This window comes from Paenibacillus sp. J31P13, from assembly GCF_056269295.1.
Map to the genome: position 1 here is coordinate 105,207 of NZ_JBWDNR010000009.1, position 24,008 is coordinate 129,214.

The window sequence follows — 24,008 nt, forward strand, 5'->3', positions numbered from 1 at the left end:
TTGTGAATTATTAGAGCCACGATTAATATGTAGAGCCAATTAAGATTTAATCTAAAAACAATATTGCGAGTGGTCACTAAACTAACGGGCAAAATGGTGAAACGTAGGGATTAATTCCATACGTAGAGACTGAGGGATTTGATCCATCTAACTTTAGTTGATAAAAGTTTTAAATGATATTTAGGTTGAATTGGTTTATAATCTTACGTGGTGATGCGAAATGGGTAAACTATGGAATTGGAAAAAGTCTGAAAAGGAACGAAAGAAGCTTATCGAGAGAGAATGGTATCGAAACGGTGCTACTCACTTTAGTGTAATTTGTGGTTTATTGACTATAATTGGATTGTGTTATGGTATCTTATCATATATTCAAACTGTGAAGCCTCTAGTAGATGAAAAGAAATTAAAAGAACAAGTTGAAGAACTAGCGGTACAAAATAAAGACTTAATGAGTACTAATGAATCTTTACTTCAAGAAAAATCGAGTATAGAACATGATTTAACTTCGTTGCAGACAAAAAGAGGGAAACTTGAAAATGAACTACAAAAAAAAGAAGAACAACTATTGGAGATGAAAGATGAAATAATTCTGGCAAATGCATCTGCCATTATGTATCCAATGATAAACGGCTTTATGTACCAATATGCTTTATCACTCGATAAAAATCAAAGTATACGAGAAGAGGTCATGGAAGAACTGAATAATAGATTAAGTGGCACCATTTCTGAAACACAGAGGAAAACTATAGATATTTTAAAAAACTTTGTGGATGAAAAAATAGATGAACATTCAGAATATGGTGATCTCTTCGGTTTCACAGTATATATACACGAACAGAAATTAAAAGAGTTGGGTATTAACTCGAATCATGAATAACAGAAAAGCCACCAATCTATATAATTTAATATTAAACCCAATTCCACTAACAGGAAACGTTAGTTCAATTGGTCGAAATAGAGTCATCATTAACATGATGGCTCTATTTTTCACTTAATGACTCTGGTACATTACCCCAATAGCTCCACCTCACCGAATATTCAATGATTATAATTTCATTTTTGTTAGAGTGATTTAACTGTTCCAAAAACCTTCGTATATGAGTCATTATGTTGAGACACTGAAATCTATCGTTTATTCATCTATACAACGCAGTAAGTGTCTCACAACTCATCTCAAAAACTATGTATCATTAAATACCGTTTAATGATACGATTATCGTACAGACAAGGGAATGTGGGAGATGAGAGAATGATTATTGGGTACGCAAGGGTCTCGACAGCTGACCAGACACTTGATTTGCAGATTGACGCATTGGAAAAATACGGAGCAGAAGATGAGAATATATATACAGAGAAAGCAAGTGGAGCCAAAGATGATAGAGAGGTTCTTAGAGAAGCAATAAAATTATTGCGTAAGGGTGATATGTTCGTTGTTTATAAGCTCGATAGGCTCGCTAGATCAACGTTAAAGCTTATACAGGTGTTGGATGAGATTAAGGCAAAAGGCGCTCATTTTGTTAGTTTGTCTGATAACATAGATACTTCTACAGCAGCAGGGAAGGCATTGTTCGGAATGTTGGCAGTATTTGCGGAGTTTGAACGCAACATCATTATAGAGCGTACACAGGCTGGATTGAAGGCTGCTAGAGCAAGGGGACGTGTCGGAGGTAGACCTGTTAGTGATAAGAAGAAGATTGAGCAAGCACTGAAGTTGTATGATGCAGAGGCACATACAGTGAAGGAGATTGAGGAGTTGACTGGGGTTAAGAGAGCAACACTATATAGAGCTATCAGTAAGAGAAAAGAAAAAGTGGTTAATTGAAGACCTTTGATGAGAATATTGAATTAATAAGAATGGCTACCAGTCTTATGGTAGCTATTTTTTTGATAGGAGTAGGGGCAATAATTCCATCCACACTGTCTTTTTAATGATTAAAATGGATGAGACAGTTACAGTTGGCGACCATGAGAAATGAAAGCGATTCGCTAAATTCGACAAATGGTAATAATGGTGCTGATGAAACTTAACTAATTAATATAAGCTAGAGGAGTTTAAGCGGTAAATCGTATCCACCAGGAACATGTGATTTGCAGCCAATGTGAATGGAATGAATGCTGTTGTGGTGTTAGAAAATTAAATAACTACAAGTTGAGGGACAGTCTTTGTGGCTCTCTTTTTTATTACTATTACGGCTAATTGAAAAGAAATTTCATCCAATTAAAACAAATTGTATGATATAATTCTACTTGATATTTCTAAAGGTATAGTTCTATTGATCTATATTTTACATCAAGAAAAGTATTCTCGTTAAATCTATTTAAATAGCTAGAATTATAAAATTGACTAATTCAATACGGAGATACATATTGAGAAAGAAATTGGAAATAGAAAGGTAGTAAAGTGGGTTACATTAGCAGTGAATTACTGAAAATAAGTAAGTTTCCTTTATTGGGTTTTACATAATGGTATTGAATAGAATTATATTTATTAGAGAAAAGAGGGGGCTTATGGAGATGAATTTTGTTCATATTTCTGATTTGCATCATCATTTTAAGAATTATGAATCACTGAAAATGAGAAATGAACTACTAAAATACTTATCTAATTTATCCAATGATATTAACTATGATTTTTTAATAATTACAGGAGATTTATCACATAAAGGGTCAAAGTTAAAAGAGGATACAATCTCATTCCTAGATGCTGTTATCCATTCAATGGGTATATCTAGAAATGAAGTTTATATAATCCCAGGTAATCACGATTTGAGCAGAGATGATACACGGGGATTGATAATCCATGGCATTAAAAATCAAGGTAATTCTCCCTCTGACGAACTTGATGGTTCTTTAAGTAATACAACTTCAAAGAAAATTTTATTTAAAAGCTTTAATAACTTTTTTAACTTCTATAAAAAATTTAAAGGCGAAGATTATCCAAAGGAAGAAATTCATTTTATAAAAAGCACCGAAAATTATAACATAATTCACATAAACACTTGCCTAGTTGCTTATACATCTAAGGAAGAAGGCAGCTTACTGGTCGCCAAGCAAAAACTCCTTGCATGCCTTGATAAACTAGAGAAAGACACGAAAAAGGTGAATATTGCTATTGGTCATCACACCTTAGATTGTATGGCACTTTCTGATAAGAAGGCATTACAGACTAATTTTGAAGACTATTCAATAGATATTTATCTTTCTGGTCATGTTCATCAACCTGGTTATCATATAGAAGCTAATGGTGATGTACCAGTACTTAGTATTGTGAGCGGAGCAGGCTTGATTGATGAATATGCTAATGGAGGCTTTGTAACATCGAAAATATGCACAGTTACTGGAAAGGTTGAAGTTCAATACCACACTTGGAATCGTGATAACTATTATTGGGCTATTAATAATGGAGTGGGAAGGCAGGCTCGTACAGGCTTGTTATCCTATACGCTTGAAAGATTTCTAAATAAGGGAGATGAACTGCTACTAACGAGCGAAGAAAGTGATCTTGAAGATGAATTTGATGAAGATGAATTTAAAGAATTTATTATTGATTTGCATAAGCACCCTGAGAAGAAAGGAAATATATCAAAGTACAAGACAAAACAAAAGGAAATAGAAGAAAAATTCGAGAGTATGAATTGTAGTGAGACTTTTGAAAAAATGTTTTTAGATTATGCGCTCTACTTTTCAGCAATTGATGAAATTATGAACTCTACTTCATATATTGAGTCGGAAAAAAAAGAAATTGTTTCAGAAATAATCATTGATACTTATATGGGAACTCACAATAATTTCTCGAATGGTGATGAGATATTCACTCATGTTGTTGAATTATTATTTAATAACACGCCAAAAATGAAGTTCCCATATACTCGGAATAAAACAAAAAGGTACATAAAAATACTTGTAGCATGGGTTATATATGATTGCGGGATATATAACGAGAAGAAAAGTAAGGTTGAGGTTCAATAGAATGAAGATGATGACTAGTAGGAATACTTACGCAAAAACAAACCCTAAATCATCAATTCTTATTAAATTACAGCAGAACGAATTTATTCACTCATTATTTAATGTGATTGATTTTGAATCTGCTTTGTTAGAAAGGAAGCAGTTAGCAATGGAGAATACTTCAATATCAGAGTATGATTACTTCCTAGTATCAAAACATCAAATTGTCGAAGAAAATATATTATTTACATCTAAAACTCTATTTCAATTATTGGACAAAGAGTATCACATTGATGAGTTGTTTTTATCCTATGCGAATGATAGAGATTTACTGCTTAACATAAATATGGAAAGAGTCCTATATCTATCTCTTACATTACTGTTTTCATTTAATTTAATTCAAATAAACCAAAACATGATAAAGAGGAACCAATTATGATTCTAAATGAATTAATAGTATACAGTCTTAAGAATTTAACTGTAATGAAGAAGTATTGTTTTAATACAATTGGTCTTAATATTATATTGGGAGAAAAAGGCAATGAAGATGATGAGACGAACGGTGTAGGTAAAACTACAATGGTTGAATGCATTGAAATGCTGTTAGGTAAAACAATCAGTAAAGATTATGAGTTGAATAAAACCTTAATCGAAGAAAACATTATGATAGTGCTTAAGGCAAAGGTTAAAGAAAATTCATTCTTTTTTGCCAGATTATTCAATACGCCAAAGAAGGGATATAGTCTTAACAGTAATAATATCTCTTTTGATATTAATGAATGGAATACTCATACCGACAAAGAGTATAAGCAACTTATTCATGATTGCGTATTTTCGGGTGAAGATTGTGAGTTTTCTTTTTCTGCTTTAAGAGAATATATTATAAGAGATGAAAAAAAGGGATATAACGATATTACGTTACTTGGTCGTGATGCTACTAAAAACCACGCCTACTTATCATATTTATTTACTCTGCCCTATAACTCTGAATTTGAAATAAATGAAATAAAGAAAGATATTGAAAAACATAAACAGCAAATAAAGTTCATTGAAAGTGGTACGAATATTAACTTACTAATGCTAAAAGAAGATGAATTGAATAATGAGATTAGCTTAATTAGAAGGTCAATTGAATCATTTGATATTACAGGTCAATATAATAAGAGTTCATTAAAATATTCAAAGACAAAGTCTAGATTGAATGTTGTACAAAAAGATATTTTCGAATCCGAACATATCATGAAACAATATGAAAAAAACGTGGAAAACTTAACAGTGAAAACAAAGGATATAAAGGAATTAAAGGATGTAGCCCCCTTTTATAATCAACTCATAGGATATTTTCCCGAAAACATCAGCAAAAACTATGAAGAAATTGAATCTTTCTATGAATTTATGGTGGAAAATAGAGGTAAATATTTCAAAGATAAAATTGATAAAATAAAATTAAAGTTAAAAGAATTAAATGAAGAAAAAGTAACTCTTGAAAATGATTTGAAATCGACTGGAGAACTTTTGAAAAATGATAATATTATTGAGGATATTACCTCGATTATGAACGATTTGGAGAAGAAACAATTAGAATTAGCTGAGATAAACATAAGAATTTCTGAATATAATCAAAGAAACAGCATTAATGATAAGATAAATTTACTAGAAACGGAAAAGTTGAGAATTACTTCGATAAGGAACGATGAATTTTTATCGTATAGTGAGCATCTTAATCATATTCAAGACAGTTTCAGTCAATTAATGAATGAAACTTATAACCAAACTGGAGTTCTGTTTTTTGAATATGAAAACTCAGGTAGAAGCAATGTTGCTACTGGAAGAAATAAAATAAACTGTTCAATTCCTGATGAGAAATCTCATGGAAGACAATACATGAAAATAAATATGTTTGATTTAACGTGGTTCCTTTATCGGATTGAGGCGCACAGGAGTATTAATTTTTTGATTCATGATGGTTCATATTCGAAACCAGATGTTGCTGTAAAACCGAGACTATTAAGATATATTGATTTTGTTTTGAAGGACAAACAAGTTGGGCAATATTTTGTGACAATAAATATTGATGAGTTATTAGATAAGGATGTAATTCAATTTGTTAGAGACAAGCAAGTTGTTGCAAAATTAGACAGAAATGCTGATGAAAATAGATTCTTCGGTTTTAGATTCTAAGGCATACAGAAAGATAATAGGTAGGCAAAGCGGTTAGGTTAGTCGAGAATTGATTTAAAGAGTAGGATACTACCCTTCGACTAGAACATTAATAGTAGCAAGCCGAAAAATTATATTCAAGAAACAGACCACAATCTAGTCAAGATAGTGGTCTGTATTTTGTAGTATAGGAGCGGGTTTAAGTCAATTATTTCATTTCTAATTAGGAAAGTAATACCGTTACCAAAGGCATATTTGGTAACAGGATTTGATGAATAATTGCTTATTAATATATTTAGGGAAGAGCCACCTATTAAAGGTAGCTCTTTTGTTTTAGGGTCAGGGGGCGATATTTCCATCCACACCATCATATTATTGTTAGAAATGGATGAGACAGTTACAGTCTGCGACCATTTAAATTGAAAACGATATGATAAAGATTAATGCACCAAAAGTGTTTTGAATGTACTGTTGCTTCCAATTGGGTTGCGTGGATTAGTTTAATTAGTTCTAATGAATGAAAAATTCGGAGACATTCAATGAGACAGTTCTATATTGGTTCAACATAAATACTATTCTTGCTCTGAACCCTCCATATTCTTATCCTCGTTGAACTACTTGGGGCTATAGTATGTTTTATCTCATTCATTGATTGGTATTTGAATTTGAACGTCTTCAAGTTTTTCGATTAGACCTTCTCTTATATTGATTTGATTTATAAATAATGAGTCGAGTAAGTCTGAAGAAAACCATTTTATAAAACTGACTAGTAAAACAACCATTGCTGCCAATAGTGACATAATGATAAAAGTTGTAAAAGCTTCAGTATCAGTCTTGATTGTCTTAAATGAAAAGATTAAATATTGATTCCATACAGGTACAGAAAGTGAGATGAATATACCAGGTGCAATAAATGAAGGTAGTTTTTTTCGTTGAATTTCTTTATTAAGAACCTCAATAATTAGTTTTATTTTATCTTCTTCGTATATGTTATGCAGCTTTAAGAAACTAGTAAGGAGGTTGTGTTGTTTGTCTTTATATTCACTTGAGTTTAAGAATGATTTATTAACGATGATTCCATGTTTTTGTAATAATACATTCTTCGCTTTCTTGAGCAATATGAAGGCAGAAATAATCGTAAAGATGCCTAGAATCAGCACTGGTAGAGACAAAGCATAAATGATTTGTTTGTTCGAAGGAGCAATGAAAATTATTGGACTTAAACAAAGTAATAATAGAAGTGAAAGTCCGCATAATGTAAAAAACGACATGAATAAGTAGTACCAAACTTTAATATGTTTGTACACTAATGCATAAGTAATGACTTTTTCTTTGTAATATTTAATGATTTTCTCAGTCATACTACACCTATTTCTTTTAATTTATTTACTAACTTATAAGAACAGAGTTAGGTACAACGTATTAGGGGGGCTATGTTACATCAACAAAATAGTTTTTTTTCGTCTTCTAGGTAAATTCCGACCAATATTCATTTGGAATATGCTAGGATACTTATAGGTCATTATAACTAAAATTGTAGATTTGAGAAATACTTATAACATTATATCGGTGTATAGATATAAAGAATAATTTAGTATGAAGAGAAGTTGATATGTCTTAAAGATGAAATACATAGAACGTTTTATAAAAAACTAGTTTGAAGGAGTGGTTTGAATGGTTGAAGATAAACATAACTTAAACAAAGAATTGTTTGAACGAAGTATTTTTTTCGCAAAGGAGATAATAAATGAATATAAGCAATTTGAGAGAAATACAAAGGTAAAGGAGGAACAACATCCTATATATGATCTGCTCAAAATATTTGGTAAAAAGTTGCAAGCAGATACTATAGTTAATATTATTTATAGTGATGAAGATTTAGGTGGAGTTGATGCCAATCCATTAAATTTATTTGTTACTAATGCTGAGTTCAGGGGAAAGTTTAATAAAAACTTGTTTGATTTATTAATAAAAGTAGAGAATGAGAAATATGAACTTGATTTATCTAAAAATTTAATTTTCCCTTGGCCATGGAAGAAATCACGAACTTTACAGAATATCACTCGTATTGGCGAAGGCAGATTAAATGGTGGTTGGAGACAAGATACTAATCATCAAGTAATGCTATGGTTACCTATCGGTATGGGGTGGGTTTCAGGTGGAAATCATTCAATTATGACTGGTATTTTACAAGGTACTGGAAAAATTACCACAGAGGATGTTTATGACATGAAACCGTTATTTGAATTAATAAAAACTGATGGGGTAAATTATTATTCAATACAAGATGAAAGTATTGTATGCGAAGTAAGGAATGTAGAAATTGCAATTATTTTTGAAATCGGCAGGCTAATAAAAGAATACAACATTGATTACTGAAGCGTTACCGTAAAGGCTCATTAGTTGTTAGGTTGGGTAAAGGCAATAAGGAGCGTACACTGCCACTTAATGTGGAAGCAAGAAGGGCTATAGAAAAGTATCTTGAAGAACGAACAGATAGTCATTCTGCTTTATTCCTAAGTAACAGACAAGAGCGTATTAGTATCAGAAGCGTTCAACATCTTATGGAGAAGAACGGACATAATGTCCATCAGACACGAGACAGTTTCATTACAGGGCTTGTGAGAGCAGGAGAAGACATAAGCGTGATACAGAGCCTTAGCGGTCATTCAAGTGCTGATATGATTTTACGTTACAGTAGACCATCCGAAGAAGATAAGCAGAAAGCTGTAGATCGTATATTTAAAGATTAGTCACCTGTGAAGGTGGCTTTTTTGTTACTTAGGATCAGGGGGAGGGGCAAAAATGCCATCCACCCAGTCATTTTCATTGGCGAAAATGTATTGAGTAGTTATAGTCTTCGACTAAGTGAATTGATAGCGATACGAAAGGAATACCAACATATGGTATTATAGTGTTGGTAACAGAATGATTATATAATGAAAGCTGTAATAATTAATTGATTGATTTTTTTATTACTTACTAAGGAGTTGGGTTTATTGTTAAGTTTTGATTATGATCCAGCATTAGAAGCCGATTACCTTGAATTTGATATAAATGAGGCTTTTCCTATATATCAAGGAGGAATCTCCTTAACAGTGAATGATGAAGAAAAATTTGATTTTAACGGTGAAATATTAATGGAATGGCTTCCTAGTCCAAAAATTAGGTTTTTTGGTGAATCTTCTAATATGCGTGATGAGATATTTCTAAATCTATTTGACAATGTTGAGAAAAATAAGATTAAACTAGTAATTCCTAACTATCTTGAGAGTGAAGTGTATATAAACAAATTTTCGAGTAAGGCTGACAGTATAATTATTACAGGTGAAATAGCGAATATAAAGGAGCAACCTTCAACAAAAGTCTCATATATAAAATGTGGAATTGTTAACTTTCTAAATACATACGGAGAAATTGTGAAATACAAAACGGGTGGTGTTCGGAACAGAATTAATATAAGAATTAATGAGTGGGATATTATTATTGATAAAAGACCAGATTATAGTGAAAAAAAGATTAAAGAAAAACTCAAAGATACTGGTGGCTATGTTGTAACACATCTATGTCAGATTAAAAGAAATGATGGACAGTTATTTGAAACTAATGATATTTCGGCATTGGAAAAAGCATTGTACTGGACGTTATCATTTGCTGCGGGAAGGCATGTGGGAATTGTTCTATTTGAGGGCTATAAAAATAATGATGTAGTTTGGAGGAAGTATCAAACACCAAAAATTGATAACTGGAAAAATAGAAAGACATGGTTCCCTACCAATGATGGGAAAACCCTTTTGCATATACTCCCACGAATATACAATAAACTGCAGGATGAATATTGGGCAAATGTCTTGATGCATTCTTTAAGTTGGTATCTTGAGAGTCAATCTGATGGGATAATTGAACACAAAATAGTTTCAAGCCAAGTGGCATTAGAAACGTTAGCTTGGTCATATCTAGTTGAAGACAAGAGGATTCTTAAAGAACAAGAATACAAAGACATGAGAGCATCGGATGTTTTTCGTTTATTTTTCAAGCAATTTCGTGAGGATAGTTCAGTTCCAAATGATTTTCCGTATCTAAAAGATGCTAGAAGACTTAATTATAGAGAATCTGCACATTTACTTACCGATTATAGAAATAACATAGTTCATCCTAAAAAAAAGAAAAAATTCGATTCATTACAAAGTGATTTTAGCTTCTATGTTTTAAGGTTAGGCATACATTATCTTGAACTAAGTATACTTTTTATAGTGAAATACGAAGGGGAATATGTCAATCAACTTTATTTTGGATGGGATAAAAAATATGATCTAGTACCATGGAATGAGGTCAAGTCTCAGACTGAGTAGAACTACATATTCAGTGTTATTTGTATGATAAAACCTTTTGTTCAGTTTATACTAATATTAGTAACTAGTAACTGGAGGATTCATAGATGGTTTTTGAACTGTTTTCAAGAAGAAACACTACAGAGTTAAGAGAAGACGTATATGAATATGATGAGATTCCACAAAGTTTCAGAACACAATTTGCCATGCTAATCAGTGAGGTAGTAAATGAATTTAAACAAGGGTACTATACTGATAGTAGTCGTTTTTGGGAACGTATGGTAACAGAAATACAAATTGAATTGGGACTATTAAATCTTATGGCAACTGTAAGTTATAACCATAGCGTTGATAATCGTGTGAATCATATAATGTCTTTTCTATTGAGCACCGATAATAAATCAGCACTTGATGTAATGGATTTATTAGTGTTTTACCATCACGCTTATTCTGATAGCGTCTATAGTGTTAAAGAAGAATGGCAAAGAGCAATCAATAGAATTAACAGGAAGTTAAAAGAAAATTCTTTGGGGTATGAAATATTAGAAAATCGACTTATTAGAATTGATAATCAATTTATTCATAATGAGGTGGTAAAGACCTCCATTCAACTATTACAAGAGCAGGAGTTTCTTTCTGTTTCAGATGAGTTTCTTAAAGCGCATGAACACTATAAACAAGGCGATTATAAGGACGCTGTTGTAAACGCAGGAAAAGCGTTTGAAAGTACGATGAAAACAATTTGCTCAAAGAATGGATATAGTTATGATGGGCAGAGAGATACAGCGAATACCTTAATAAGGCATCTTTTTGTTAATGGACTAATTCCATCATATATGCAGACTCATATTCAAGGTTTAAAACAAGCGCTTGAGAATAGTGCTCATGTGTTGAGAAATAAGAATGGTGGACATGGACAGGGGGAAGTTGTATTAGAGGTAGATGATTCTATTGTTCGATATACTCTGAATCTATGTGCTTCTAATATTGTGTTTTTAGTTGAGAGATATAAAGAAACCAACTAAAGATTTTGGGGGACGAACTTGACTTATTTTGTGTAGCTTTACATTTTACAACCACCACTTTACAATGTAATTGTAAGCATGATTGCAAGAAGTGGTCATTGCTCTAAATTTGTTATCAATAACAGTGATATATTTGCCCTGAAAGCCTTGTCAGGTATCGTTGACCCTGCTAAAGTAACACGTTCTGCTCTTCAAAACGCAGCTTCCGTAGCGGCTATGTTCTTGACAACTGAAGCAGTTGTTGCTGACAAGCCTGAGAAAAATGCTCCTGCAATGCCTGATATGGGCGGTATGGGTGGAATGGGCGGCATGATGTAGGCTTTTGAGCCTTATGCATCAAGGATTTCCCTGAGGGGAAACGCTGATTGACCACATTAATATACGAAGAGGCTTCTCAAGAGTTCAAATTCGAACTCGAGAGAAGCCTCTTTAATTTTGCATCAACAATTATCATGTTTATCTTGAATTGTCTAGCATATCAATAATGATATGTTTTATGTTAAGGTCAATTATATTAACTCCAACATCAAGAGCAGAAGTAGCTATCAGAAACTGTGTCTGAAAAGTCGAGATGTGAGTGATATATTTAACTTTTTCTTCATTAACAAATTTTTGAAAATGACTTTGTTTACCACATATAAACGTAGAATCAGCCTCATACTTTTGATACAGCTCATAGGCTTTCTTATCACTTTGAATGAAATCTTCTCTTCCACTAGGAAGTTGTAGAACGCTCTTAAGCGCATGATTTTCGTGTTAATCGTGTTCGGTTTATTCCCATTTTCTTGGCATATCAACAGATAATCCTTAATATGAGACATTGTAACATGCTCTACGTTCAATACCCCTCTAGACACACAATAATCAATAAGCGGTTGCAGAAGTTGATTATAGTTCTTTATATTAACCTCTGTTGTATTTTTGAATCCCCTGTCAGTAATAAACTCCTCATAAACAAATTTTAGCAACAAAAAAACTACCACCTCTCAAAGATTTTTGAAATCATGAGAAGTGGTAGTCGTTATGCGAATTAATTGTGAATCACACTACTTCACAAAGTGAAAAGTGAGAACATAGATACAAGGACACTCATAGGAGAAGCTATAAGCCTCTACAAAGCTCGAGAGCCTTGTCAGTCCTACATCATGCCGCCCATGTCAGGTATAGCAGGTTTTTCTTTTTCTGGTTTGTCAGCAACTACTGCCTCAGTTGTTAGGAACATTGCAGCTACAGATGCAGTGTTTTGTAGTGCAGAGAGAGTCGCCTTACGATTTTATTTCGAAATAAAATTTCATAATAAAATATATGTACGGAATTTATTGACAGAATATTCTAATTTGTATAATATTCACTTAGAACTACTGTGCGATTTTAAGCTAAGTTGAAATCTTGAGAAACAGAGAGAAAACAGGAGAAAAAATTACTTTATAGGGAGGGATGGGGAAAAGAAATAAGGCGAATCTGTTCAGTGGCTTGGAGCGAAATACCAAAATTAATAAAAGGGGCAGTGAAAATGAATCGTTTATCTGTGCGTTTTAAAGCAATATGCAGCAGGATGCTTATAGTATTAATGCTAACATCCATGTTACCTGCTATTCACGTTTCAGCGGCGGGGGTTACTCCTCCAGATTCAGATGCATGGACACCTTATCAACAGTACTTAAACTCGGATGTTTCTAAGAAGGAAGATATGCGTGCAACTTGGATTGTAAGCGTATACAATTCAGATTGGCCATCCTCAGCATCGTTAGCTATTTCTGATACTACAGCGAGGGTGGAAAAGCAAAAGAAAGAACTAAGTAATATCTTGGATGCGGCAGTTGCTAGCAATCTGAATGCAGTTATGTTTCAGGTTCGCTCATCTTCCGATGCGCTTTATAAATCTGATCTAGTTCCCTGGTCTATAGTTATGACAGGGACACCAGGCGGTGATCCAGGCTTTGACCCGCTTGAATATGCAATAGATGAAGCGCACAAGCGTGGAATAGAGCTGCACGCATGGTTTAATCCATATCGTGCTGCAACTGCGATAAATGATGCCATGGTTGCTCAACTCAAGGCACTGCCAAAGAGTATTTTTAACACTCATTTTGATTGGATTAAAAAAGCCTATGATGGTGTGTATGTAGTAGATCCAGGTATACCTGAAGCACAAGCATGGATAGTGGATAGCGTTATGGAAGTTGTTAATAAGTATGATATTGACGGCGTTCATTTCGATGACTATTTCTACCATGAGGGTAAAGCCTATGATTATGATGACAAAGCCACATTTGAAAAGTATAAGGGCGGTTTTACAGACATAGGCGATTGGCGAAGAAATAATACGTACACTCTTATCAGCGATCTTTCCCAAAAAATTCGTTCAGCAAAACCTTGGGTACAGTTTGGAATCAGCCCTGCTGGTATGTGGGCCAATATTAAAGACGGGCATGTTAACGGTTCTCCAACTGCAGGTGGTGGACCAAACTATGATAGGAGCTTTGCAGATACATTAAGATGGGGGAACGAGGGGCTGATTGACTACTTGACCCCACAGGTTTATTGGCCCTTTGGCCGTGATGTGGCTCCCTACGGTGTAATAGCTTCTTGGTGGGCGGATCACCTTACAAATCCCAATACAAAGCTTTATATGGGTATGGGATTGTATAGGGTAAATGATACAACTAATCCAACTGAAACAGGATTTTTGGATCCCTACGCCAAAGATGAGATTATCAGGGAGATACAGCTCAATACAAATTACATAAGTGAAGTCACAGGCCGCGGGATCGATGGTTCATTCCTATACCAGGCCAGCAATATTGTTCCAGATGCAAGAATTTATAAAAAGGAAGCTGTAGAAGAGGGAGTAAGAACCGCCTGGGCGAATAAGGCTATAGCTCCAAAATCAACCTGGAAGAGCAGCGTTGCTCCAGCGATGCCCACAAACGTTACTGCCGAGGCTGTAGGTGGTGTTACACAAGTTACATGGACATCTAATGATGAAACAGGTAGCACCGCATATTATGTGATTTATAGATTTGCACAGGATGAAAATCTATATACATCAGATCCAACAAAAATAATTGCAGTTGTTGGTAAGACTGTTGATAGTGACGGTAAAGATATAACAAGTTATACCGATACAGCTGTATCTGATCCAAGCAAGGTACAGTATGTTGTCACTGCACTTGACAGCCTTCATAACGAGAGCTCGCCAAATGCACCGACACCGGTTAGTGCAATCGATGCAGACATTACTACTGCAGTCGGCACAGCCCCGGTTCTTCCTGTATCCGTAAAGGTTAACATGACATCAGGTTCTCCGGCTAATATGATGGTCAAGTGGGACGAGATCACTGACTCTAATCTTTATTCCGCTGCTGGAAAAAGCTTTGATGTAACCGGAACAGTTATTAATACTAACGGAACACTAACAGAAATGACTGCAACAGCACATGTTTCAGTTGTTGCACCGGCTATAAAATATATTAATCCTGTAATTGTACGAACAGAACAAAATACTGCTCCGGTATTTCCAGATACTGTAGATGTAATATATACAGATAATACAGTTTCGTCACTTCCTGTTATATGGGAAACTCCGGATCCTGAAGATTATAAAAATGCTGCACCTTTCAATGAATACAAAAATCCAAGTGTGAAAGGTATACAGGGAATAGTTAATGGAACAAATCTAAAAGCAGAAGGCAATTATATCGTATATCCGGCAGTTAACTTATATGAACCCATAGCTATTAATACTCGGGTGGGAATACCTCCAATACTCCCCCCTAGCGTTAATGCCACGTACTCTGACGGTACAAGCTCAAGTGTAGCAGTAGTCTGGGATGATATTCCGGCAGCAAACTACGCTAGTATTAATGCCTTTACCGTAAAGGGAACAGTTGAAGGTGCCGCAATGAAGGTAGAAGCTGCGGTAACTGTTGAAAGGGCTGTAGACATAGTAAGCATTGATCCGGTATATGTTAAGACAGGTATCGGCGTAGCGCCAAATCTTCCAAATACTATAAATGCAACCTATGATGATGGTACAAAGGACACTCTTTTAATAACCTGGCCAAGTGTGGATCCGGCTGTTAACTGCTTAACAACACACAGATTTACTGTTACAGGGACAATAGACGGTACAACCACTAATGTTACAGCTACAGTTGAAGTTGCTGCAGTTATAGTGCTGGAAGACTTTGAAAATGGGGTTGTTAACGGTGGTGCTGCCCAAAGCATGATGAAGTGGACAGGCGACAGTGTCAGCAGCTCACCACCAACTTTGTCCTATGATACCGCTATAAAGCATAGTGGAAATAGTTCTTTGAAGGTTGACTATAAGTTATCCAAAGTTGCAGGTACTGCAAGCGCATACATTCGTCCGAACCAAGGTACGGGCATTGTGTTTAAACCCGGGGAAGTACCGCAAAAGATAGGTTTCTGGGTATATGGAAATAATGTTCAAACTTATTCTCTAAGGGCAGAATTCCGTTCAGGAATTACTACTGGTTCCACTAATACAAATCAAAACATTTCTAATACGCTGAATTTTACTGGATGGAAGTACCTGGAGTACACTGTGGCTCCCTCCTATCAAACTACGGGCCTTACTATAACACTTATGCCCGGTATTGTTGCCACATCGTCCAATGATAAGGTGGACAGCACAATTTATATAGATGATCTTGTGGCTGTTTATGGAAGTGAAACAAAGGATACAGCAGAAATAAGTGGGGCAATTGCAGCTGCGCAAAGCCTTTATGACATCACAACTGCCGGTACAGGCAACGGGCAATATCCTTTATCAGAGCGCATGGGGCTTAATGCTGCTATTGATGCTGCAGCTAGTGTTATGAACAATCCGGCTACCGTTATGGCAGATATTTATAGTGCTACCGATTTGCTTAATTCAGCAGTTGATGCATATATTGCTGCACAGATTGTAAGCGAGCGACATCAGATAATAGAGGACTATGAAGACCATGGCAGCGGAAAGAGCATGGTTGACTGGGTTAATGATGGAGGAAACACTAAACCCACTATTTCATATAACAATGATCCCAATTATTTGAAAAACGGAAATAGATCATTTAAGATTGATTATAATTTTGCGGGAACTACTGGGACAGCCAGTGCTTATGTAAAAGGTGCCTCCTACCCTAACCCAAAATTGATATTTACCGGGGATAATACACCAAACAAAATTGGTTTTTGGCTTTATGGTAATGATGAGACGATTTTCAGCTTACGTGCAGAAATAAGAAAGGCAGACGGTACTTCACCCACTACTGCCATTTTCTTGCCAGCCAATTCAGTGATGAAATCAGGCTGGAATTTTGTAACCTATGATCTATCAACAGCAAATTTTAATGTATCAACTGGCCTTTTACTAAACATTATGCCTGGATTAGTTGAAACCTCTGCTACTGGCAGAGTAAACAGTACGATCTACATTGACGACCTTACTGCAATATATAATGTTACTCCGGCTGCAACATTAAACAAAACAGCACTGATAGGAGCTATTGCAACTGCAAAATCCCTGCTTCTTGGTGCAGTGGAAGGGACACAGGGAGGTCAGTACCCTATAGGCTCCACAGCTAATTTGAATGATACTCTCATTGCTGCACAATCTTTGGTAAGCAGCACAGTACAGTCAGATATTGATAGTGCAGCAGAAATATTAAATGCTGCAGTTAATACCTTTAACGCTTCACAAATTCCGCTAATTGATATTGAGGGTTTACAAGCTGCGATAGATGCTGCAAAGGCAAAGCATGATATTGCAGTTGAAGGAGCACTGCCGGGACAATATAAAAGCGGAGCCAAGGCAGCACTGCAAGCTGCAATAGATGCAGCAAACACAGTATATAACAATGCAGGTGCAACACAAGGAGATGTTGAAGCGGCAAAAACTGCATTAGCACAAGCTGTTGCTGATTTTGACGGAATGGTGGTTTCACCTTTAGTGACAATTGATTTAGATGCTGCGATAGTAAAAGCTAAAGCTCTGCATGATGGAGCAGTTGCAGGAACAGAACCTGGACAATATCCACAAAAATCAATTGATGATTTGTTATCGGCAATAACGGCTGCAACAACTGCTAAAGATGATGCAAAAATCCAGACAGATATTGATCTTACATTAAACAATCTAAATGCTGCAATTAAGGCTTTTGAGGAGACAATGGTTCCATTAAATGTTGATAAAACTGAACTGAATGAGGCTATAGCAGATGCACAAGCTAAGGTTAATTCAACAGTAATAGGGACACTTGGCGGACAGTATCCACAAAATGCAAGAACAGCTGTTACAACCGCAATTGCAGTAGCACAAGTAGTTTTAGGTGATATTCATGCTGAGCAGGATGCTATTGATGCTGCTGTAGTCGCATTAAATACAGAAGTAGCAACATATCTTGCAGCACGAATAGCAGCTCCATGGGATAAGTATAATGTTCCAGAGGAAACACCGGTAAACAAACGTGAGATGCGTGCTGCCTGGATAAGCACTGTTGTTAATATTGACTGGCCATCAACAGACTCATGGAAGATTGAAGACACAGAAGCTCGTATGACGGTGCAAAAAAGAGACCTTATAAAAATTCTTGATGATCTTGCAGAAACAGGTGCCAATGCAGTTATGTTCCAGGTAAGGCCGACATCAGATGCATTTTATAAATCAGAGCTTGCACCATGGTCATACTGGCTGACAGGAAAACAGGATGGTGATCCGGGATTTGACCCGCTGGAGTTTGCAATTGAAGAAGCACACAAGAGAAATCTTGAACTACATGCGTGGGCTAACCCATACCGCGTTTCCATGCCGCCGGCAATGTATAAGGACGAATCAGGAAAGCCTTTATCGGACTTAAATGCAGTAGGAGATATGTTGAGCAAGGTGCCTGATAGTATCTATGCCAAGCATCCGGAATGGATAAAAGTTGGCACAAGCCGCTTTGTCCTTGACCCAGGAATTCCAGAAGCTGCGAAATATGTTGAAGACTCGGTTATGGAAATAGTTGAGAATTATGATATAGACGGAATACACTTTGACGATTATTTCTATGTTGGCAGCAATGGCGGTTTTGATACCGGGTATAGTGATAAAAGCACATATGATACCTATGCCGACAAAACTGAGTTTCCGAAGATTGAGGATTGGCGCAGAAATAACACATATACACTGGTTAAAAATCTGCATAATAGAATAAACGCAGTAAAGCCGTGGGTTAAATTTGGGATTAGCCCGGCAGGTGTATGGGGCAACATTAAAGACGGACATCCGGATGGTTCTGCAACTTCGGCAGGAATACCAAACTATGACCGTGCTTATGCAGATACTAAGAAGTGGGTTTTAGAAGAAATAATCGACTATATAACCCCACAGGTGTACTGGACATTTGCAAATTCAGCTGCAGGGTATGGAGTTGTTTCATCATGGTGGTCAGACTTGCTTAAAAACAACCCTGATGTAAAGACACAGCTATATATTGGTGTGGGTTTGTATTGGCTAAATCCTGTTGAAGCAACTAGTGATAAATATTGGAATACCCTGGGTGTTGGGGATCAGGAAATTGTACGCCAGCTTAAGTTTAATGCTGCAAACTCCAATATAGACGGTACTATGATTTTTACGTATAACTCATTTAAAGTTAATGATCCTAACGCTATTTCTGCTGCATCACTTATAAAGAATGACTTATGGGCTAACAAAGCCCTTATGCCGGCAATGCCGTGGAAGGGTGGAATTATACCTGAAGCTCCGGTATTAATAAGTGCAACATTTGAAGACGGAAGCAATACAATTAGTTGGCAGGATAATGATGAAAATACAGCATATTATGCAGTTTATCGTTTTGAAGATAATGAGGCTGTAAACATTGACAATCCTGTTAAATTGATTGCTAAAGTTCGTAAGAGTGAGACAGGTCTGCAAAGCTATACTGATAATACAGGAAAACCAACAAGTAATTATGTTGTGACTGCATTAAACAGGCTTAGCGATGAAAGTCTTCCGTCAAATCCAAGCACTCAATTACAACTAATTGATACATCTGCATTGGAAAGCGAAATAGAAACAGCTGAGGAACTACTGGCTAATGCTGAGGTTGGTACAGAAGCTGGGCAGTATCCACAAGAGGCAATAGAAGCATTGGAAGCTGCAATCACAGCTGCATTAACTGCAAAAGCGGATGCACAGACTCAAGAAGAGATTGATCGTGCAGTAGCAGACTTGAAAGCCGCAGTAGAAAGCTTTAAGGCTGCACAAGTACTGGATCCGAATGTCAAAGTCGAGGAAGTGAGCCTTAATGAAGCAACGCTTGCATTAAACGTTGGCGATGTTTTCCAATTAGAGGCGACTATCACTCCATCAGGAGCAGCTAATAAGAATGTTACATGGACATCAAGCGATGATGACATTGCAACAGTTGATGAGACCGGTAAGGTTACAGCACTAGCAGAGGGTGAAGCTGTTATCACAGTAACAACTGAGGATGGAAATAAAACTGCAACCGCTGTTGTAACTGTAAGCCTACCATCAGAGACAATTGATACAACTGAATTAGACAGTGAAATAGTAGCTGCTGTGGAATTAATAAATAATGCTGAGGTTGGTACAGAAGCTGGGCAGTATCCACAAGAGGCAAAAGATGCCTTGGAAACTGCAATAACAGCTGCATTAACTGCCAAAGTGGATGCACAGATCCAGGAAGAGATTGATAGTGCAGTGGAAGGCTTGAAAGTCGCAGTAGAAAGCTTTAAGGCGGCACAAATACTGGATCCGAATGTAAAAGTCGAGGAAGTGAGCCTTAATAAAGAAACGCTTCAATTAAACGTTGGCGACACATTCCAATTCGAAGCAATTATCACTCCATCAGGAGCAGCTAATAAGAATGTAACATGGACATCAAGCGATGATGGAATTGCAGCAATTGATAACACCGGTAAGGTTATAGCAATTGCCGAGGGTATAGCTGTTATCACAGTGACAACTGAGGATGGAAATAAAACTGCAACCGCTGTTGTAACTGTAAGCATACCATCAGAGGCAATTGATACAACTGAATTGGATAATCAAATAAAAATAGCTGCAGATTTAAGAGACATGGCAGGAATCGGTACAAATCCCGGGCAGTATCCGCAAAGTGCAAAAGATGCCTTGGAAGCTGCAATAACAGCTGCATTAATAGCCAAAGTGGATGCACAGATCCAGGAAGACATCGATAGTGCAATTGTAAACTTAAAAAGTGCTGTAGCAAGATTTACTGCCGCAAAAATACCAGAACGTCAAGTGATACCTGTTATACATGTTACAGGTGTAAGTCTTGATAAGCAGACATTGGAACTGAATATTGGCGATGAAACTCAGCTGACAGCAACGATTAGGCCAAGTAATGCTGACTTTATGCAGGTGACATGGAAATCCAGCAACGAAAATGTTGCAATTGTTGATAGTACAGGTAGAGTTATAGCAAAAGGCAGCGGTACAGCAATAATCACAGTAACAACCACAGATGGAAATATGACTGCAACTTCCGTTGTAAATGTAAGTGCTCCGGTAATAGAAGATGAGAAAACTAAGCCTGAAGAGAACGTTGAAGTCGAATTTAGCGACATTCTAGGCCACTGGGCGGAAGCAAGCATTAAACTTGCAGCGGCTAAGGGCATTATTAGCGGTTATGCTGACGGCACCTTCAAGCCGAAGAGCGAGGTTACCCGCGCCGAGTTTGCAGTCATGCTGGCTCGCATGCTGAACTTGCAAGGAAACGGAGCTGCGCTGGAGTTTAACGATAAGGCAGGCATCGGCGCGTGGGCGAAACAAGGCATCGCTCAAGCTGTGCAAGCTGGAATCGTGAAAGGCTACTCCGATGGCAGCTTCAGACCGAACGCGAAGATCAGCCGTGTCGAGATGGTGACGATGATCGTGAATGCGCTTGGTTTCGCCGACAACTCCAAGGCAACAACTGTATTTGCGGATGATGCCGAGATCCCGGCATGGGCTAGAGCGGCAGTTGAAGCGGCTGTTGAGAACGGGCTCGTTCAAGGCGTCGGCGGCAACAAGTTCGCACCGAATCAAACGGCAACAAGAGCCGAGTCGGTGGTCGTTTTGCTTAGAGCGCTAGAGTTTGCAAGTAAATAAAGCTGCAATCGATCAGTAAAACCAGGCCCCCGGCAATTGAACCGGGGGCCTGGCGATTTCTCATGGTAAAAACTTATTCATTACTTACTGTAAAACCATATACACTATTTCATTTTTCCGAAGGAGATGTACTGACACGTGCATTAAAAATACGGCGAGAATAACGAAAATTCGCCTGTAATCCCTGCACCAACGCCTAAACCGTTATATAAGGAAATGGTAAATATCGATGTAATTAAAACTTTAGTAGAAAAAGCAAACGCTGCTCCCGAACTAACTTTCAAGGATATACCTAAAGATTCCTCACCTGCTAAAACAATCGAGTTAGCAACTTCAAACCGAATCAGAGCATATCCAGAGCTGAGATCGTGGTTATGCTTTCAAAAGTAATGAATACGACGTAGTAAAAAAAGTTAAATTCAAGGATGTTTCAGGTAACTGGGCAGAGGCTGAGATCAATACGTTATCCGATATGGGTATCATAAAAGGTACATCCGATGGTTTGTTTGAACCAAATGCTAAGGCTACGAGATATGAGTCGTTGCTCATGATCTTGCGTATGCTAAATATTAGTCTTGGTTTTTCATTAGAAGTAGAGTAGTAGAGTCTGAAGAGATTGGAGGCAAAGTCCCGACCAAGCAGGCTATTGTGTAGCCCTGTCAAAAAGCATGAATTATTAATCGGTAAATGGATAAAACGTATATGTTCCCGCATACGAAACATACACCTGAATAATTCCATGCCCACAACTTGCCCACGAACTCTACGCACCCATCGTATTCACTTGGATATATAGGACTGATTTCTGAAGAAAATACGATTGTACGCACAAGAAAAGATTCAAAAAACACATGAAAACGTATTTGTCTCATGGGCGGCATGATGTAATAAGCTGAAAAGCTTGTAGCATCAAGTGTTCCCTTAAAAGGAAACACTGCTCGACCTCATAGTACAAAAATGAGAGACCTTTCAATAGTTCATTGAACTTTTGGGAGGTCTCTCATCGTTTTTATAATCAAGTTATCGGAACTGGAGTTCCATTTAGAATAAAACTATAATTTCTTAAAAAGACTTGTTTTCACAGCAACTCTTTTTAATCATGCACATGTGGGGAAGGTTCAATCTAATTCTTGATCTAAAACAGTTTTTACTAAACGACGTACTTCATCTGTTGACGTGGTATCCATTAATTGGCTTCTTAGTTCGCTTGCGCCTCTAAATCCACGAACATAGATTTTGAAAAAGCGAAGAAGTGGTTTAAATGGACGTGGTTCGTTTTCTTTTGAATATTTATCGTGGAGATCCAGTTGTAAAAGAAGTAAATGGAGAAACTCCTTCGGGCTATGTTCTTTAGGTTCTTTTTCAAAAGCAAATGGATTGGTGAAAATGCCCCGGCCAATCATGACTCCATCAACGCCGTATTGTTCTACTAATTTTAATCCTGTTGCGCGGTCAGGAATATCTCCATTAATGGTTAACAACGTATTGGGTGCAATTTCATCACGCAATTTTTTTATTTCAGGGATTAGTTCCCAGTGTGCATCTACTTTACTCATTTCTTTTTTTGTACGAAGGTGAATGGAAAGATTCGCAATATCTTGTTTCAATATATGTCCTAACCAATCGCGCCACTCGTCAACTTCAAAGTAGCCCAATCTTGTTTTAACACTAACCGGCAATCCACCTGCTTTTGCTGCTTGAATAATTTCGGCTGCAACTTCAGGATGTTGTATTAATCCAGAACCCTTTCCATTGGATGCGACGTTTTGTACGGGGCATCCCATGTTTATATCGATACCACGAAAACCTAGTTTTTTCATATCCATACTCATCTGTTCAAAAAATGCAGGTTTATTGCCCCAAATATGAGCGACGATCGGTTGCTCATCTTCTGTGAACGTTAACCGACCACGAGTACTGGCTCTTCCTGCAGGGTTACAATAACTATCTGTACTTGTGAATTCTGTGAAAAATACATCGGGTTTTGCAGCTGTACTAACGACGTGACGAAATACAACATCTGTGACATCTTCCATTGGTGCTAGTATGAAAAATGGCTTTGGTAAATCAAGCCAAAAATTTTGTTCGTTACTCATATTATTTCCTCCTAAAACTTTTCAGTTATACATCTTGACTATGCATCTCGCAACTGAAAAGTCGCATCGGAAGCATGGGCTTAACCTATAAAAACGATATAAGCTATAGCAAAGTCCTTTACCCATCATACATAGTATCATTTTTTGGCGTTTGATGCACAGAATCAATTGTGTGAATGACAGAAACATTTGTGGTGTCTCACCGATCACACATCAATTTGATGTGTGGAATTTGTATGAAGTGCATGTTCATCCAGACCCATATTCCTTATAATGATAAGGTATGTCCGTTTTGAAGAGGTACAAAGGCTTG

The 24,008-nt window shown here is 36.7% G+C and carries 13 protein-coding genes and 3 pseudogenes; 12 read left to right on the plus strand and 4 right to left on the minus strand.

The features are described from left to right. Nucleotides 1-220: 220 nt before the first annotated feature. The 5 genes from AC0YOD_RS23935 to AC0YOD_RS23955 all read left to right on the plus strand — a co-directional run bounded on the left by AC0YOD_RS23935 (nt 221) and on the right by AC0YOD_RS23955 (nt 6,129). Nucleotides 221-877: a hypothetical protein gene (locus AC0YOD_RS23935; RefSeq protein ID WP_475801851.1), complete on the plus strand. Its 657-nt coding sequence runs from the start codon at nt 221-223 to the stop codon at nt 875-877. A gap of 372 nt (nt 878-1,249) precedes the next feature. After that, nucleotides 1,250-1,822, plus strand: a complete 573-nt coding sequence (locus tag AC0YOD_RS23940; RefSeq protein WP_475801852.1) for a recombinase family protein — start codon at nt 1,250-1,252, stop codon at nt 1,820-1,822. Nucleotides 1,823-2,514: 692 nt separating this feature from the next. Beyond that, the gene (locus AC0YOD_RS23945; RefSeq protein WP_475801853.1) at nt 2,515-3,969 is read left to right on the plus strand and encodes a metallophosphoesterase family protein; all 1,455 of its coding nucleotides are present in this window, start codon (nt 2,515-2,517) and stop codon (nt 3,967-3,969) included. Nucleotide 3,970: 1 nt separating this feature from the next. Then, nucleotides 3,971-4,387, plus strand: a complete 417-nt coding sequence (locus AC0YOD_RS23950) for a hypothetical protein (protein ID WP_475801854.1) — start codon at nt 3,971-3,973, stop codon at nt 4,385-4,387. After that, nucleotides 4,384-6,129 (plus strand): DUF2326 domain-containing protein, encoded by a 1,746-nt coding sequence (locus AC0YOD_RS23955; RefSeq protein WP_475801855.1) that lies wholly within the window; start codon nt 4,384-4,386, stop codon nt 6,127-6,129. The genes AC0YOD_RS23950 and AC0YOD_RS23955 overlap by 4 nt, the downstream gene beginning before the upstream one ends. A gap of 620 nt (nt 6,130-6,749) precedes the next feature. Here the strand turns inward: AC0YOD_RS23955 and AC0YOD_RS23960 are convergent. Continuing rightward, nucleotides 6,750-7,469, minus strand: a complete 720-nt coding sequence (locus tag AC0YOD_RS23960; protein ID WP_475801856.1) for a hypothetical protein — start codon at nt 7,467-7,469, stop codon at nt 6,750-6,752. 313 nt (nt 7,470-7,782) lie between these two features. Between AC0YOD_RS23960 and AC0YOD_RS23965 the strand changes: the two genes are divergently transcribed. The 5 genes and pseudogenes from AC0YOD_RS23965 to groEL all read left to right on the plus strand — a co-directional run. Beyond that, entirely contained in the window at nt 7,783-8,487 is a 705-nt protein-coding gene (locus tag AC0YOD_RS23965; RefSeq protein WP_475801857.1) for a DUF6710 family protein, read from the plus strand. Further along, nucleotides 8,484-8,861 carry a tyrosine-type recombinase/integrase gene (locus AC0YOD_RS23970; protein ID WP_475801895.1) on the plus strand — a complete coding sequence of 126 codons (378 nt, stop codon included), beginning with the start codon at nt 8,484-8,486 and terminating at the stop codon, nt 8,859-8,861. Before AC0YOD_RS23965 ends, AC0YOD_RS23970 begins: the two co-directional genes overlap by 4 nt. Before the next feature lie 246 nt (nt 8,862-9,107). Continuing rightward, the gene (locus AC0YOD_RS23975; RefSeq protein WP_475801858.1) at nt 9,108-10,460 is read left to right on the plus strand and encodes a YopA family protein; all 1,353 of its coding nucleotides are present in this window, start codon (nt 9,108-9,110) and stop codon (nt 10,458-10,460) included. 86 nt (nt 10,461-10,546) lie between these two features. Beyond that, nucleotides 10,547-11,464, plus strand: a complete 918-nt coding sequence (locus AC0YOD_RS23980) for an STM4504/CBY_0614 family protein (protein ID WP_475801859.1) — start codon at nt 10,547-10,549, stop codon at nt 11,462-11,464. 150 nt (nt 11,465-11,614) lie between these two features. Next, nucleotides 11,615-11,782: pseudogene (groEL, locus tag AC0YOD_RS23985) on the plus strand (chaperonin GroEL); the annotation flags it as partial. Between the two features lie 227 nt (nt 11,783-12,009). Here the strand turns inward: groEL and AC0YOD_RS23990 are convergent. Both AC0YOD_RS23990 and AC0YOD_RS23995 read right to left on the minus strand, forming a co-directional pair. Continuing rightward, nucleotides 12,010-12,447, minus strand: a complete 438-nt coding sequence (locus AC0YOD_RS23990) for a site-specific integrase (RefSeq protein WP_475801860.1) — start codon at nt 12,445-12,447, stop codon at nt 12,010-12,012. 155 nt (nt 12,448-12,602) lie between these two features. Next, nucleotides 12,603-12,731, minus strand: a pseudogene (locus AC0YOD_RS23995) (TCP-1/cpn60 chaperonin family protein); the annotation flags it as partial. A 201-nt stretch (nt 12,732-12,932) separates the two neighbouring features. On the opposite strand from AC0YOD_RS23995, the gene AC0YOD_RS24000 reads away from it, so the two are divergent. After that, on the plus strand, nt 12,933-21,599 hold the full coding sequence (locus tag AC0YOD_RS24000) for a family 10 glycosylhydrolase (RefSeq protein ID WP_475801861.1): 8,667 nt from the start codon (nt 12,933-12,935) through the stop codon (nt 21,597-21,599). Nucleotides 21,600-22,026: 427 nt separating this feature from the next. Further along, a pseudogene (locus tag AC0YOD_RS24005) lies at nt 22,027-22,200 on the plus strand (S-layer homology domain-containing protein); the annotation flags it as partial. Between the two features lie 517 nt (nt 22,201-22,717). Here AC0YOD_RS24005 and AC0YOD_RS24010 read toward each other — a convergent pair. Beyond that, nucleotides 22,718-23,695, minus strand: a complete 978-nt coding sequence (locus AC0YOD_RS24010) for a tRNA dihydrouridine synthase (RefSeq protein WP_475801862.1) — start codon at nt 23,693-23,695, stop codon at nt 22,718-22,720. Nucleotides 23,696-24,008: the final 313 nt, after the last annotated feature.